The 13,183-nt window shown below is 68.7% G+C and carries 14 protein-coding genes; 4 read left to right on the forward strand and 10 right to left on the reverse strand.

Annotation, left to right across the window (positions count from 1 at the left end):
- Positions 1-158: 158 nt before the first annotated feature.
- The 9 genes from flgJ to flgB form a co-directional block, all read right to left on the reverse strand.
- On the reverse strand, positions 159-1,145 hold the full coding sequence (gene flgJ / locus JYG37_RS01370) for a flagellar assembly peptidoglycan hydrolase FlgJ (protein WP_213345819.1): 987 nt from the start codon (positions 1,143-1,145) through the stop codon (positions 159-161).
- Entirely contained in the window at positions 1,146-2,321 is a 1,176-nt protein-coding gene (locus JYG37_RS01375; RefSeq protein WP_050014341.1) for a flagellar basal body P-ring protein FlgI, read from the reverse strand.
- 5 nt (positions 2,322-2,326) lie between these two features.
- Positions 2,327-3,016, reverse strand: a complete 690-nt coding sequence (flgH, locus tag JYG37_RS01380) for a flagellar basal body L-ring protein FlgH (protein ID WP_050014266.1) — start codon at positions 3,014-3,016, stop codon at positions 2,327-2,329.
- Between the two features lie 21 nt (positions 3,017-3,037).
- The gene (gene flgG / locus JYG37_RS01385) at positions 3,038-3,826 is read right to left on the reverse strand and encodes a flagellar basal-body rod protein FlgG (protein WP_006477564.1); all 789 of its coding nucleotides are present in this window, start codon (positions 3,824-3,826) and stop codon (positions 3,038-3,040) included.
- Positions 3,827-3,860: 34 nt separating this feature from the next.
- Complete coding sequence (flgF, locus tag JYG37_RS01390) at positions 3,861-4,619, reverse strand: flagellar basal-body rod protein FlgF (RefSeq protein WP_050014265.1); 759 nt, start codon at positions 4,617-4,619, stop codon at positions 3,861-3,863.
- Positions 4,620-4,638: 19 nt separating this feature from the next.
- A complete protein-coding gene (gene flgE, locus JYG37_RS01395) occupies positions 4,639-5,880 on the reverse strand; it encodes a flagellar hook protein FlgE (protein WP_050014264.1) in 1,242 nt (413 codons plus the stop codon).
- Between the two features lie 27 nt (positions 5,881-5,907).
- Positions 5,908-6,654, reverse strand: a complete 747-nt coding sequence (locus JYG37_RS01400) for a flagellar hook assembly protein FlgD (protein WP_050014263.1) — start codon at positions 6,652-6,654, stop codon at positions 5,908-5,910.
- Between the two features lie 67 nt (positions 6,655-6,721).
- The gene (gene flgC / locus JYG37_RS01405; RefSeq protein WP_050014262.1) at positions 6,722-7,147 is read right to left on the reverse strand and encodes a flagellar basal body rod protein FlgC; all 426 of its coding nucleotides are present in this window, start codon (positions 7,145-7,147) and stop codon (positions 6,722-6,724) included.
- Positions 7,148-7,202: 55 nt separating this feature from the next.
- On the reverse strand, positions 7,203-7,691 hold the full coding sequence (flgB, locus tag JYG37_RS01410; RefSeq protein ID WP_050014261.1) for a flagellar basal body rod protein FlgB: 489 nt from the start codon (positions 7,689-7,691) through the stop codon (positions 7,203-7,205).
- A gap of 204 nt (positions 7,692-7,895) precedes the next feature.
- Here flgB and flgA point away from each other — a divergent pair, with 204 nt between their 5' ends.
- The 3 genes from flgA (at position 7,896) to JYG37_RS01425 (ending at position 10,100) form a co-directional block, all read left to right on the forward strand.
- A complete protein-coding gene (flgA, locus tag JYG37_RS01415; RefSeq protein ID WP_124653120.1) occupies positions 7,896-9,134 on the forward strand; it encodes a flagellar basal body P-ring formation chaperone FlgA in 1,239 nt (412 codons plus the stop codon).
- 117 nt (positions 9,135-9,251) lie between these two features.
- Entirely contained in the window at positions 9,252-9,581 is a 330-nt protein-coding gene (gene flgM / locus JYG37_RS01420) for a flagellar biosynthesis anti-sigma factor FlgM (RefSeq protein WP_050014260.1), read from the forward strand.
- Between the two features lie 78 nt (positions 9,582-9,659).
- Positions 9,660-10,100 (forward strand): flagella synthesis protein FlgN, encoded by a 441-nt coding sequence (locus tag JYG37_RS01425; RefSeq protein WP_213345820.1) that lies wholly within the window; start codon positions 9,660-9,662, stop codon positions 10,098-10,100.
- A 57-nt stretch (positions 10,101-10,157) separates the two neighbouring features.
- Here JYG37_RS01425 and JYG37_RS01430 read toward each other — a convergent pair whose 3' ends face one another.
- Positions 10,158-12,008 carry a M24 family metallopeptidase gene (locus JYG37_RS01430; RefSeq protein ID WP_213345821.1) on the reverse strand — a complete coding sequence of 617 codons (1,851 nt, stop codon included), beginning with the start codon at positions 12,006-12,008 and terminating at the stop codon, positions 10,158-10,160.
- Between the two features lie 373 nt (positions 12,009-12,381).
- Here JYG37_RS01430 and JYG37_RS01435 point away from each other — a divergent pair, with 373 nt between their 5' ends.
- Complete coding sequence (locus JYG37_RS01435) at positions 12,382-13,161, forward strand: helix-turn-helix domain-containing protein (protein ID WP_089488900.1); 780 nt, start codon at positions 12,382-12,384, stop codon at positions 13,159-13,161.
- The last annotated feature ends 22 nt before the right edge of the window (positions 13,162-13,183 follow it).

Genomic DNA, 13,183 nt, shown 5'->3' on the forward strand with positions numbered 1-13,183 from the left:
AACGGGGGCCCGGTCGCAGGTCTCTCACACTTAGCGGCAGTGCTGACCGAAAGTTTAGATCGAAACGGCGATTTATTTCTCGCAAACGTTGAAACCGCGCGCGGCAAGGTGCCGGGCGCGGTCCAAAAGGGGTGGCGAGCCGGGAGCGGGCGGGCCCGTCAGCCGATCTGCTGCATGATCGAGATCAGCTTCTTCGCGTAATTCGGGTCGGTGGCGTAGCCGGCCTTCTGCATCCCGTGCGCGAAGCCTTCGACGCTGCGGCTCGCGCTCAGCACGCCCGCATAGCGCGGATTGTTCTTCAGCAGGTTCGCGTAATCGGTCATCGCGTGCTCGTACGAGTCGTACGCACGGAACTTCGCGACCACGCGGCGCGGCGTGCCGTTCACGTATTCGGTGGTCAGCGCCGACACGGTGCGGCCGGTCCAGCCCTTGTTCGCCTTGATGCCGAACACGTTGTAGCTGGTCGAGCCGTCGGTCGCGCGGATCTCGCGCTTGCCCCAGCCCGATTCGAGCGCGGCCTGGCCGACGATGAAACGCGCCGGGATGCCGGTCGTCGCGCTGGCCGCCTGCGCGGGCGCCGCGAGCCGGTCGACGAACGCGTCCGCGTTCGGCACGCCGCTCGCGCCCTTGACCGGCGGCGTCAGCGCGCTGCCGGCCGAGTAGCCGCGCGCGCCGGCGAGCCCGCCGTTGTTCGCCGCGTTCGCATAGGCCTTCGCCATCGCGTTCATCGCGGCGAGGCTGCCTTCGTTGCCGGCCGTGCCGAGGCCGCCGGGTGCGCCCATGCCGCCCGCGCCGACGTCGGCCGCCGTGTCGCTGCCCGCGCTGGCGCCCGCATTGCGCAGCAGCTGCTTCATCAGCGCATCGGCGACGCCGATGCCGCGCGTCGACATCTGCTGCGCGAGCTGCTGGTCGAGCATCGACGTATACATCTTCGACGTATGCGAATCGAACAGGCCGCCGTCGGGCGACGCGTCGCGCATGCTCTTGAGCATCATCTGCGTGAACATCGCGTCGAACTGGCCGGCGACCGCCTTCGCGCCGGCCTGCGGCGACTGCTTCGCCTGCGCGCGCAGCGCGTCGAAACCCTGCACGTCGAGCGCGAAGCGCTGCGTGAGGTCGTTTGCGTTGGGGAGCGTGGCTGCCATTTAGATCACCTCCAGGTCGGCGCGCAGCGCGCCGGCCGCCTTCATCGCCTGCAGGATCGACATCAGGTCCGCGGGCGTCGCGCCGAGCGTGTTCAGCGCCTTCACGACGTCGGCGAGATTCGCGCCGGCCGTCACCATCTTCAGCGCGCCGTTGTCCTGCTTCAACTGGATCTGCGACTGCTGCGCGACCACCGTCTGCCCGTTCGAGAACGGCCCCGGCTGCGACACCACCGGCTGCGTGTTGACGACCACCGACAGGTTGCCGTGCGCGACCGCGCAGCTTTGCAGCGTGACCATCTGGTTCATCACGATCGAGCCGGTGCGCGCGTTCAGGATCACCTTCGCCGCGGCCTTGTCCGGGCTCACGTCGAGGTTCTGCAGGCGCGCCATGAACGCGACCTGCTGCGCGGAATCGGCCGGCGCCGCGAGCTGGATCGTGCGGCCGTCGAGCGCCGTCGCGGTGCCCGGGCCGAAGCTCGAGTTGACCGCGGACACGATCCGCTGCGCGGTGCCGTAATCCATGTCGTTCAGCTGCAGCTGCAGTACGCCGTTCATCTGCGCGACCGCGTTCGGCACCGCGCGCTCGACGATCGCGCCGCCGACGATCCGGCCGGCCGCGAGCTGATTCACCTGCACGCGGCTGCCGTTCGCGCTGGCGCCCGCGCCGCCGACCGCCATGTTGCCCTGCGCGAGCGCGTACACCTGCCCGTCCGCGCCCTTCAGCGGCGTGAGCAGCAGCGTGCCGCCGCGCAGGCTCTTCGCGTTGCCGAGCGACGACACGGTCACGTCGAGCGCTTCGCCGGGCCGTGCGAACGGCGGCAGCGTGGCGGTCACCATCACGGCCGCGACGTTCTTCAGCTGCATGTTGTTCAGCGACGACGGGCCGCCGTTGGCCGAACCGTTGTTGATCGAGATGCCGAGGTTCGCGAGCATGTTCGCGAGCGTCTGCGTCGTAAACGGCGTCTGCATCGTCTGGTCGCCCGTGCCGTCGAGGCCGACGACGAGGCCATAGCCGATCAGCGGGTTGTCGCGCACGCCCTGGATCTGCGCGAGATCCTTCAGGCGTTCCGCGTGCGCGGGCGCGGCGCCGAGCACGCACGCGGCCAGCACGACGGCGGCACACCGCGCGACGGCGCGTGCACGCAGCGACAGGCGGTGGAAAAGGGGGAGCTGCATCGTCATCACCACGGCGCGATGTTGAGGAAGAAGCGCTGCAGCCAGCCCATCGTCTCGGCTTCGTTGATATAGCCCTTCGACGAGTATTCGATCTTCGCGTCGGCGACCTGCGTCGAGTAGACGGAGTTCGCGCCCGAGATCGTGTTCGGGTTGACGACCCCCGAGAAGCGCACGAATTCGTTGCCCTGGTTGATCAGCATCTGCTTCTCGCCGCTGACCACGAGGTTGCCGTTCGGCAGCACGCTGGTGACGGTCACCGTGATCGTGCCGTTGAACGTGTTCGCCGCGCTCGCGCCGCCAGTGGCCGCGAACTTGTTCGCGCCGGCCGCCGACAGGTTCGCCTTCGCGAACAGCCCGCCGAGGAACGCGGCCGTCGGCACGCTGAAGTCGGTGTTGCCCTGCCGGTTGGTGTTCGCGCCCGACGACTTGGTCGCGTTGATGTTCTCCGCGATCATGATCGTCAGGATGTCGCCGATGTTGCGCGGGCGCTGATCCTCGAACAGCGGCCGCCCCGCGTAGCCGGGGTTGTAGATCGAGCCGGGCGCCTGCATCGACATCGGCATCGGCGGCTGCGCCGTCATCGGCTGCTGGATGATCGGATCGCGCGGAATCTGCGCGCAACCGGCGAGCGCCGCCACCGCGACCGCGCACGCGGCGCGGACGGTGGCTGACGAGGGGAGGCGAACCTGCTTCATGGCTGCGACGGGACGTTCCGGTTAGCTCTTCATCTGCGTGACGGTCTGCAGCATCTGGTCGGACGTCGTCACGGCCTTGCTGTTGATCTCGTAGGCACGCTGCGTCTGGATCATGTTGACGAGTTCCTGCACGACGTTCACGTTCGACGCCTCGACGTAGCCCTGGTTGAGCACGCCCGCGCCGTTCAGCCCCGGCTGCGACACGTTCGGCGCGCCCGACGACGTCGTTTCCGCGAACAGGTTCTCGCCCTTCGCCTCGAGGCCGGTCGGATTGATGAAGGTCGCGATCTGCAGCGAACCGATCTGTACCGCGTTGCTGGAACCCGGCTGCGTGACCGACACGACGCCGTCCTTGCCGATCGTCAGCGACTGCGCGTTCTGCGGCACGGTGATCGCCGGCAGGACCTGGTAGCCGCTCGACGTGACGAGCTGGCCCTGCGCGTTGGTCTGGAACGAGCCGTCGCGCGTGTACGCGTTGGTGCCGTCCGGCATCAGCACCTGGAAGAAGCCCGCGCCGTTGATCGCGACGTCCTTCGAGTTGCCGGTCTGCGTGAGGCCGCCCTGCGTGTACAGGCGCTCGGTCGCGACCTGCTGCACGCCGGTGCCGAGCTGCAGGCCCGACGGCAGTTCGGTCTGCTGCGTCGAGTTCGCGCCGGGCTGGCGGATGGTCTGGTACAGCAGATCCTCGAACACCGCGCGCGACGCCTTGAAGCCGTTCGTGCTGGTGTTCGCGAGGTTGTTCGAAATCACGTCCATCTGCGCCTGCTGCGCATTCATGCCGGTCGCGGCGATGTAGAGCGAACGATTCACTTGGTCAGTCTCCTGCGTAGGCTGGCGCGGGCGCTCAGCTGAAATTGAGCAGCTGGTTCGCCGTCTGCTCGTTCTGGTCGGCCGTCTGGATCAGCTTCGACTGAAGCTGGAACGCGCGCGCGTTGTCGATCATCGCGACCATCGCGGTCACCGGGTTCACGTTGCTGCCTTCGATCGAATTCGGCGTGACGACCACGTTCGGGTCGGCGTCGGCCGGATTGCCGTCGGCGGTGCGGAACAACCCGTCGTTGCCGCGCGTGAGCGTGGCCGGATCGGGATTGACGAGCTTCATCTGGTCGACGATCGCAACCGCCGTCGGCGGGTCGCCCGGCATCAGCGCGGACACCGTGCCGTCCTTGCCGATCGTCACTTCCGCGTTCGGCGGCACCGAGATCGGGCCGCCGTTGCCGACCACCGGCAGGTTGCTCGCGTTGACGAGCTGGCCGTTCTCGTCGACGTGCAGGTTGCCGGCGCGCGTGTACGCCTCGCCGCCGTCGGCCGTCTGCACCGACAGCCAGCCCGCGCCCTGCACCGCGACGTCGAGCGGATTGCCGGTGCGCGTGATCGGACCCGGCGCGTAATCGGCGCCGGGCGTGGAAGCGAGCACGTAGGTGCGCGTCGTCGTCGGGTCGATGTTGCTGCCGTCGCCGAAATTCATCGGCACCGCGCGATACGTCGCGAGCTGCGCGCGAAAACCCGTCGTCGACGCGTTCGCGAGGTTGTTCGCGACGATCGCCTGCTGGTCGAGCGACTGCGACGCGCCCGTCATCGCCGTATAGATCAGTCGGTCCATGGCTGCCGGTTATCCGCGCTTACAGGTTGATGAGCGTCTGGTCGACGGTCTGCTGCGTCTTGATCGTCTGCGCGTTCGCCTGGTAGTTGCGCTGCGCGGTGATCAGGTTGACGAGCTGCGAGGTCAGGTCGACGTTCGAGTTCTCGAGCGCGCTGCCCTGCAGCGTGCCGTGGTTCGTGCTGCCCGGCGCCGACACCTGCGGCACGCCCGACGCCGACGATTCGGCGTACTGGTTGCCGCCGAGGTTCACCAGCCCGTTCGGGTTGTTGAAGTTCGCGAGCGCGATCAGGCCAAGCACGGCGGTCTGGCCGTTCGAGTAGTTGCCGGTCAGCTTGCCGTCGCTGCCGATCGAGTAGGTGGTGAGCCTGCCGCTCGCGTAGCCGTCCTGCGCGAGATTGTTCACGCCGTCCTTGCCGCCGTACTGCGTCGTGCCGGTCAGGTCCAGCGTCAGCGCCTGCGGCGTCGCCGAGCCGTCGGTGTTCGGCACGGTGAACTGGAACTGGCCGAGCGACGCGGTCGGCGCGGCCGGCGTGCCGGTCGTCGTGCTCTTGATCGCGCCCGACGTATCGAACGTGATCGTGCCGAGATCGGTCGTCGCGCCGCCCTGGACGCCCGCGTACGCTTCCCACGTGCCGGCCGCCGACTTCACGAAGTACATGTTGACCGCCTGCGAGCCGCCGAGCGAGTCGTACACCTGGATCGCGGTCGAGTAGTTGTACGTCGTGTTGTCGGTCGCGCTGAACGGCGTCTTGGTCGGCACCGTGTCCTGCGAGTTCAGGTTGAACTGGCCGGTGATCTTGGTCGTCGCGGTCGGCGCGATGTTGTTGGTCGGCGCCTGCAGCGGCACGGTCTGCGCGGTGTTGATCACGCCGCCCGCGTTGGCCGCGTAGCCCATCAGGTTACGGCCCTGCGCGTCGACGATGAAGCCGTTCTTGTCGCGCTGGAACGTGCCGTCGCGCGAGTACGTCGTCACGCCGTTGTTCGACATCTGGAAGAAGCCGTTGCCGTTGATCGCGACGTCGAGCGACGAGTTCGTCGTATTGATCGTGCCCTGCCCGAAGTTCTGCTGCACCGAGTTCAGCGACGTGCCGATGCCGATCTGCGTGTTGACCGACGTCGCGACCGAGTTCGCGTACATGTCGGCGAACTGCGCGGTGCTCGACTTGAAGCCGACCGTGTTCGCGTTCGCGATGTTGTTGCCGATCACGTCCAGCGCGTTCGATGCGCCGGCGAGGCCGCTCAGACCCTGTTGATAACCCATTTCGCTCTCCGTGACGAGAAAACTCGATCAGTTGGTGGTGGTGTCGCCGGTCGAGGACGACTTCGTGTTCGGGAAGATCGACGCAACCTGGGTGAGCCCCACCGTCGTGCCGTTCGACAGCACGAGCCCCGCCGTGCCGTCCGCCTGCTTGATCACGCTCTGCACCGTCGCGGCCGCGAGCACGGTCGGCGCATACGTCTTGCCGTCGCTGCCCGTGTACTGCGCGCTCACGGTGTAGACGCCGTCGGGCAGCGCGTTGCCGGCCGCGTCCGTCGGCGTCCAGTTGAACGGCACGGTGCCGGCCGACTGCTTGCCCGCGTTGATCGTGTTGACGACGGCGCCCGTCTTGTCCTTCACGGTGATCGTCAGGTTCGACACGTCGCTCGCGAGCGACACGCCGAACGGCGACGCCGCGCCGCTCTTCACGCCGACGCTGTTGCCCGGCGCGAGCACGTTGGTGCCGATCAGCAGCGCGGCCTGCGTCTGCTGGCCGGCCGCGAGCTGCGTCGACAGCGACGTGAGCGACGTGTTCAGCTGCGCGATGCCGCTCACCGTGTTGATCTGCGCGAGCTGCGACGTCATCTGCGAGCTGTCCACCGGGCTGGTCGGATCCTGGTTCTGCAGCTGCGTGACGAGCAGCTTCAGGAACGTCGCCTGCAGGTCGCTCGCCGACGTGCCGTTGGTCGACGACACGTTGTTGGTGTTCATCGTGTCGGTCGGCAGCGTCGACACGTTGGTGCCGTTGCCGCCGATCGTCGTGTTGGAGGAAGTCATCCTGGGTGGCCTTCTGTCGGAACTGTCGGTCCGGGTCTCGGTAGGAAAAGGTCGGGCGGCGCGCGGCTTACGAGCCGATCGTCAGCGTCTTGAGCATCAGCGTCTTCGCGGTGTTCAGCGTCTCGACGTTGGCCTGGTACGAGCGCGACGCCGAGATCATGTTCACCATCTCCTGCACCGGGTCGACGTTCGGCATCTGCACGTAGCCGTTCGCGTCGGCGGACGGGTTCGCCGGGTCGTAGGTCGATTTCATCGGCGACGGGTCGTCCATCACCTTGGTCACGCGCACGCCGCCCACCCCCTGGCCGGACGCGCTGCGCGCGCCGCCGATCGGATCGGTCGCGAACACGACCTGCTTGGCCTTGTACGGCTTGCCGTCGGGGCCGGTCGCGCTGTCGGCATTCGCGAGGTTCGACGCGGTCACGTTCAGGCGCTGCGATTGCGCGGACAGCGCCGAACCGGCGACGCCGAAGATGTTCATCAACGAAGGCATGGAGGCTCCTTGTGCTGGGTGCCGGATTCGGAAGCGGCCGGCGCTTACGAGTTCGTTACGAGTTCGTCGTGATCGCGGCGAGCATCGCCTTGATCTGCTGGGTCATCACGGTCATCCCGGTTTCGTAGTGCAGCGCGTTGTTCGCGAACTGCACACGCTCGACGTCGAGATCGACCGTGTTGCCGTCGAGCGACGGCTGCAGCGGCATCCGGTATTGCGCGCGGCCGTAGTCGTCCGACGGGCCGCCGGTCGGGATCAGCTTCGCGGTGCCGGCCATGTGGCCCGCCGCCGTCGACACCATCGACATGCCGCTCGTCACGCCGGCCGGCTGCGCCATCGGCAGTTGCGCGGCGTTGCTGGGCGCGAGCCCGCCGCCCGTCTGCTTCAGCGAGCGCGCGAGCGTCGACGCGAAATCGACGTCGCGGGCCTGGTAGCCGGGCGTGTCGGCGTTCGCGATGTTCGACGACAGCAGTTCCTGCCGATAGGCGCGCACGTCGAGCGCCTGTCGGCCGAACGCGAATTCCGCATCGAGTTTGTCCAGCATGTGTGCGTCTCTCCGTATGAAGCGCTGCACGCCCCTCGCACCGGATGGCGACCCGAGAGGCTTTTTTCCATGACAGCGATGGTAGGCGCGGGACGCAACCGGCAATCGGGCGAATAACGCGGCAAAGGCCCCCTCTATTCATCGTTTGCGCGACGCCCCGGCTCCCTAGAATGCGAAGCGGATCAACGGATCGGAGGCATGGCGATGACGGGCGGCGCACTTCGCGGCAGGAACGGGCGGCTCACGCACGCCCGGCGTGCGTTCGCGCTCGCCGCGGCGCTGTGGATCGCCGCGCCCGCCGTGCACGCCGATGACGGGATGATCGTGATTCCCGGGCGCGGCGAGACGGCCGAAACCGCGCTCGCGCACGCCAATGCAGCGAGCGGCGGGCAGTTCGGCGGGAATGCGGGGATCGCTTCGGCGTCGGCTTCGGGCGGACGGCGCGCGGCTGGCGCGGCGAGCGCCGCGACCGGAGACGGCTACGCGGCGCAACCGGCCGGCCAGATGGTCGTGACGAGCGTTCCGCCGCCGGCCGCCGCACCGGCGCCCACGCCGCTTCCCGTCTACGCAGCCGCCCGCGCGAACGCCGGGTACGGCACGACGCCGCGCACGGCGGATCCCGCCGCCATCGCGACGGTCGTCGCCGGCACGGCCGAGTCTGCATCGGCTTTCGCGCGGCCGGCGCCGCAATCGGCAGCTTCGGCGCGCCTCGCGGCAGCCCGTGCCGCGTCGGCCGCAGCGGCGCCCCGCACCGCGGCCGCTTCCGCCAACCCGGCCCCGGCTCCGGCCGCCGCTACGGCCCAGCCCGCGACGCCGCCCGGCCAGCAAGACCCCGAAACGATCCGGCGCGCGGCGCTCGCGTTCCTGCAGCAGCAGATCGCCGGCCTGCCCGGCAAGACCACCGCGACGGTCACGACCGCCTTTCCGCGCGGGCTCGCCGCATGCACGACGCTCGAGCCGTTCTTGCCGACCGGCGCGCGCCTGTGGGGCCGCACGACGGTCGGCGTGCGCTGCGCGGGCGAGCGGCCGTGGACCGTCTACCTGCAGGCGAAGGTCGCCGTGCAGGCCACCTATTACGTCGCCGCGCGGCAGATCGCGCCCGGCGAGCCGCTCTCCGCGGCCGACCTGGTCGCGCGCGACGGCGACCTGACGGTGCTGCCGCTCGCGGTGATCACCGATCCCGCGCAGGCCGTCGGCGCGACCGCGCTCGCGCGCATCTCGGCCGGGCTACCGCTGCGGCAGGACATGCTGAAGAGCGCGGCGTCGGTGTCGGCCGGCCAGACGGTGCGGGTCGTCGCGGCCGGCCCCGGCTTCACGATTTCGGCCGAGGGCAGCGTGCTCGCGAATGCGGCGCCGGGCCAGTCGGTACGCGTGCGGATGGCGGCCGGGCAGATCGTCACGGCGATCGTCAAGGACGCCGGCACCGTCGAAATTCCGCTGTAGGGATGGATCTGCCGCAAAAATGTAAAGAATTGTTTATTCGGGGCATTTCGGGCTCGCGATGCTAAAGTTCGGGCCGACCCGGCCGTTATCTGGGTCAAACCGTACAGGAAACCCATCGTGAAGATCGATTCCACTCCGAAACCGAGCCCCCTCGCGCCGACCGGCACCGGCGCGGCCCGTGCGCCGTCCGGCACGGCCCAGTCGTCCGCACAGGCAGCCGATGCAGGATCGAGCGGCAGCGACACGAACGTCAACCTGTCGGGTCTGTCCGGCCAGCTGCGTTCGGTATCCGCGTCGGGCGACGCCGATATCGACACGGGTCTGGTCCAGTCGATCAAGGACGCGCTGAACGACGGCACGCTGACGATCGACGCGAACAAGATTGCCGACGGCGTATTGAACACCGCCCGCGAACTGCTGCAGCAGCAGCGCCCGCAGGGCAGCTAAGCCCCGGCCTCGTGGCCGGGTCACCCGGTTTGCCGGCGCGCGCGACACCGCACGCACCGGCGTGACGAGCATGACGCGATGAGAGAAGAGCTGCTGGCCACGGTCAACGACGAACACGCGACGATCGAGGCGTTCGCGTCCCTGCTCGTCTACGAGGAAAAGGCGCTGACGACGGCCGAGCCGCTCGCGATGCTGCCCGGCATCGTCGAGAAGAAAAGCGAACTGATCGACCGGCTCGCGCAGCTCGAACGCACGCGCGACACGCAGCTTTCCGCGCTCGGCTTTCCGGCCGGCAAGAAAGGCATGGACCAGGCGGCCGAGCGCGATGCGCGCCTCGCGGGCCGCTGGCAACTGCTGCAACAGGCCGCCGAACGCGCGCGCCAGGCCAATGCGAACAACGGGATGCTGATCCGGATCCGGATGGACTACAACGAGCGCGCGCTCGCGGTGCTGCGCTCGGCGCCCGCGCCGTCCGGCGTGTACGGCCCCGACGGACGCGTGTCGGCGCTCGCGCGCTGACCGGCCGACGTCGCGCCGCGCGGCCGCCCTGCAGCCGCGCCTGTCCCCTTCCCTTCGTTACAACAGCGGACACGCGGTGACCTGCGTGCCGCGTTCCACGCACAACCGCTCGTAGTCGCGCAGGTACGCACGCTCGGCGTCGTCCAGCAGATCCAGATCGATCAGGTCCCAGTCGTAGCCGACCGTCACGATGTTCTCGAACGTCACCGTGCCGGGCTGCGCGTCGTCCGGCCGCACGATCACGATGTTCTCGATCCGCACGCCGCCCTTGCCCGGCAAATAGATGCCCGGCTCGACCGAAATCACCGCATTCGGCACCAGCCCGTACCGCGCGCCCGGCGCGAACCGCACGCCGCCCTCGTGCACGTGAATCCCGACGCCGTGCCCGGTGCCGTGGCCAAAATCATGGCCGTGATCGCGACACACCTGCCGCACCAGCGCATCGACGTCGCCGCCCGTCGCGCTCGCCGGAAAGCGCGTGACGAGCCCCTTGATGCAGGCCTTCAGCGCGACCGTGTAGATCTCGCGCTGCCACGGCTGCGCGACCGTGTCCGGCCGCGTGCGACGCAGCACGACGCGCGTGCAGTCCGTCGCGAAGCCGGCTTCGTAGTACGCGCCGCTGTCGAGCAGCACGAGTTCGCCTTCGGTCAGCTCGACGTCGGCGCTCGCCGCCGTGTAATGCGCGAACGCGCTGTTCGCGCCGTTCGCCGCGATCGACGGAAACGACAGCGCGACCGCCGAACGGGCGCCGTATGCGTCGTTGATCGTGCGCGCGAGGTCGTACTCGGTGTGGCGCACGCCCGGCTCGCCGGTCTTTGCCCAGCGCATCGTCTCGGCGATCGCCGCGGCGCTGCGCGCGAACGCGTCGCGGAACTGGTCGAGCACCGCCGGCGTCTTGCTCGCCCGCATCGCCTCGACCGGGTTGAAATCGGCATGCCGCGCGTGCGGCCACACGCGGTTCACCGCGTCGACGAGCGCGCAGTTCACCGATTCGAAGCCGTAGCACACGTGCTCGACCGCGAACTGCGCGAGAAAGCGCTCGAGCGCCGCGACGTCGCGCCGGATCACGTGCAGCGCCGGATACGAATCGAGCGCGACCTCGCAGCGGTCGCAGCCTTCCGGCAAGAACAACGCCACCTGAGCGTCGATCGCGAACAGGAAGCCGAGGTGCGACGACGCATTCGGGATGTGATAGCCGCGGCTGTTCAGCAGATACGCGAGATCGTCCGACGCGCAGGTGAAGAACGCGGTCTTGCCGTCGGCCGCGCCGGTATGCGCGGCGAGCCGGCGGTTCAGCGTGTCGAGGTTCTGCGCGACGCTCAGGCCGGTCATCGTGGCGGGAATCTCGAAGATCGGCCGCTCGACGTTCCAGCCCGGCAGCGCGATCGCCTGGTCGATTTCGCGATCGGCGAGGCTCGTCCAGTCGAGCGTCGCGGCCTGCGTCTGCTCGAACAACCGGTTGCGCTGCGCGACGCTGATCCGCCGCGCGTCGTAGCCGACCCGCGCGAGCCGGCTCGCGTGCGCGACCAGCCAGTCGGCCATCGCCTGCCAGATCGTCACGTCGATGCCGAGCTTCTCGACGCGCACGCGCGCCGGATCGCACTGCTCGTCGGCCTGGAAGTGATAGCGGCCGTCGACGAACAGCACGAACGGCGGCACGCCAAGCGCCTGCGCGGTCGCCGCGCTCAGGAAAATCCCGCAGCCGGCCGAGCCGTCGAAGCCCGACACCGCGTAGCGCGGGTTGTTGCTGCGCGGCAGGTACTCGGTCACGTACTCGTCCTGCGACGTGATCACCACCGCGTCGAGTCGCGCGGCATCGAGCAGGCGCGACAGGCCGGCCTGGGTCTCGGCGACGGACGCGTCGTACGGGGGAAGGCCGGAGAAGCTGTATTTCAGTCGGTCGATCATCGGATGCCCGTTATTCATTGTTGTCCGCGGCTAGCGGCGCGTCGCGGCAGCGCTGCTGCCTGACACGACACGTCGCCGCGGCGCAGGTCGCGCACGGCGCGACGCGCGGCCGGACCGCGCCGCGGTTCCAGCGGCCGCTCTCGGCAAATTTTCGTCTCACTTAACTTTGTTTGATGCGCGACAGAATCTAGAGCAGGCCGAAATCGAGGTCAAGCCAAAATTTTCGTAGGACTAAAATCGGCGCACGGCCTGCGGATCCCGGCACAGCGCCAATTCACCCGGCGATGCTGCGCGGTACAATGCGCCGGCCTCCGCCCCGGCGAGCGCACCGCCGCCGTGCCCGCGCCCCGACTCGTTGCCACGAAAGAGATTCATGGATTCAGACCTCATGCGTATCGGCCAGCGCATTCGCCGCCTGCGCCGGGAAGCGAAGAAGACGCTGCTGGAAGTCGCGACCGAAGCGAAACTGTCGGTCGGGTTCCTGTCGCAGGTCGAGCGTCATCTGACGGGCATCTCGCTGTCGTCGCTCGTCAACGTCGCGAAGGCGCTGGGCGTGCCGCTCGGCACGCTGATCGAGCAGCCTCGCCAGCCGCAGCCCGATTCGCACGAGGGCAGCCGCAAGCCGTACGCGCTCGACGCCGCGTCGCAATGGTACGAACGGCTGTCGACCACGTTCGACGGCAGCCAGATCAACGCGCTGAAAGTGCAGATGATGGAAGGCTACCGGTCGGAATGGGTCGCGCACGGCGGCGACGAATTCGTGTACGTGCTGGCCGGCCGCGTCTGCTACACGGTCGGCAGGAAGAATTACCCGCTGGGGCCCGGCGACTCGCTGCACTTCGACGCGCGCAAGCGGCATCGCGTGGCCAATGTCGGCGACGGGCCGGTCGAGCTGATCACCGTCAGCACGCTGCCGCTGTTCGACGACAGTTCGGCGGAATTCGCGTCCGCGACGACGGAAATCCGGCAGTCGAAGCCCGCCGAGCCGCGCGTGAGCCGCCGTGCGCCGACGCCCAGACGGGATGTTCGCGACGCCGCCGCGGCGCGGCCGTCCAAGGTTGACGCAGCCGACAAGAAGGGTTCGGCGAAGCCGCGCGCCGCCGCCGGCAAACGCCCGGCGGCCGCGACGCCGGCGCGCAGGAAGAAACCGTAACGGCCGACGGGCGCACATGCCG

The sequence above is a fragment of the Burkholderia sp. LAS2 genome (assembly GCF_018417615.1).
Lineage (GTDB): Bacteria > Pseudomonadota > Gammaproteobacteria > Burkholderiales > Burkholderiaceae > Burkholderia > Burkholderia sola.

Coding starts and splice junctions, on each gene's coding strand:
- flgJ (WP_213345819.1), bottom strand. CDS start 1,145: ATGGCAGCCACGCTCCCCAACGCAAACGACCTCACGCAGCGCTTCGCG.
- JYG37_RS01375 (WP_050014341.1), bottom strand. CDS start 2,321: ATGCAGCTCCCCCTTTTCCACCGCCTGTCGCTGCGTGCACGCGCCGTC.
- flgH (WP_050014266.1), bottom strand. CDS start 3,016: ATGAAGCAGGTTCGCCTCCCCTCGTCAGCCACCGTCCGCGCCGCGTGC.
- flgF (WP_050014265.1), bottom strand. CDS start 4,619: ATGGACCGACTGATCTATACGGCGATGACGGGCGCGTCGCAGTCGCTC.
- flgE (WP_050014264.1), bottom strand. CDS start 5,880: ATGGGTTATCAACAGGGTCTGAGCGGCCTCGCCGGCGCATCGAACGCG.
- JYG37_RS01400 (WP_050014263.1), bottom strand. CDS start 6,654: ATGACTTCCTCCAACACGACGATCGGCGGCAACGGCACCAACGTGTCG.
- flgC (WP_050014262.1), bottom strand. CDS start 7,147: ATGCCTTCGTTGATGAACATCTTCGGCGTCGCCGGTTCGGCGCTGTCC.
- flgB (WP_050014261.1), bottom strand. CDS start 7,691: ATGCTGGACAAACTCGATGCGGAATTCGCGTTCGGCCGACAGGCGCTC.
- flgA (WP_124653120.1), top strand. CDS start 7,896: ATGACGGGCGGCGCACTTCGCGGCAGGAACGGGCGGCTCACGCACGCC.
- JYG37_RS01425 (WP_213345820.1), top strand. CDS start 9,660: ATGAGAGAAGAGCTGCTGGCCACGGTCAACGACGAACACGCGACGATC.
- JYG37_RS01430 (WP_213345821.1), bottom strand. CDS start 12,008: ATGATCGACCGACTGAAATACAGCTTCTCCGGCCTTCCCCCGTACGAC.
- JYG37_RS01435 (WP_089488900.1), top strand. CDS start 12,382: ATGGATTCAGACCTCATGCGTATCGGCCAGCGCATTCGCCGCCTGCGC.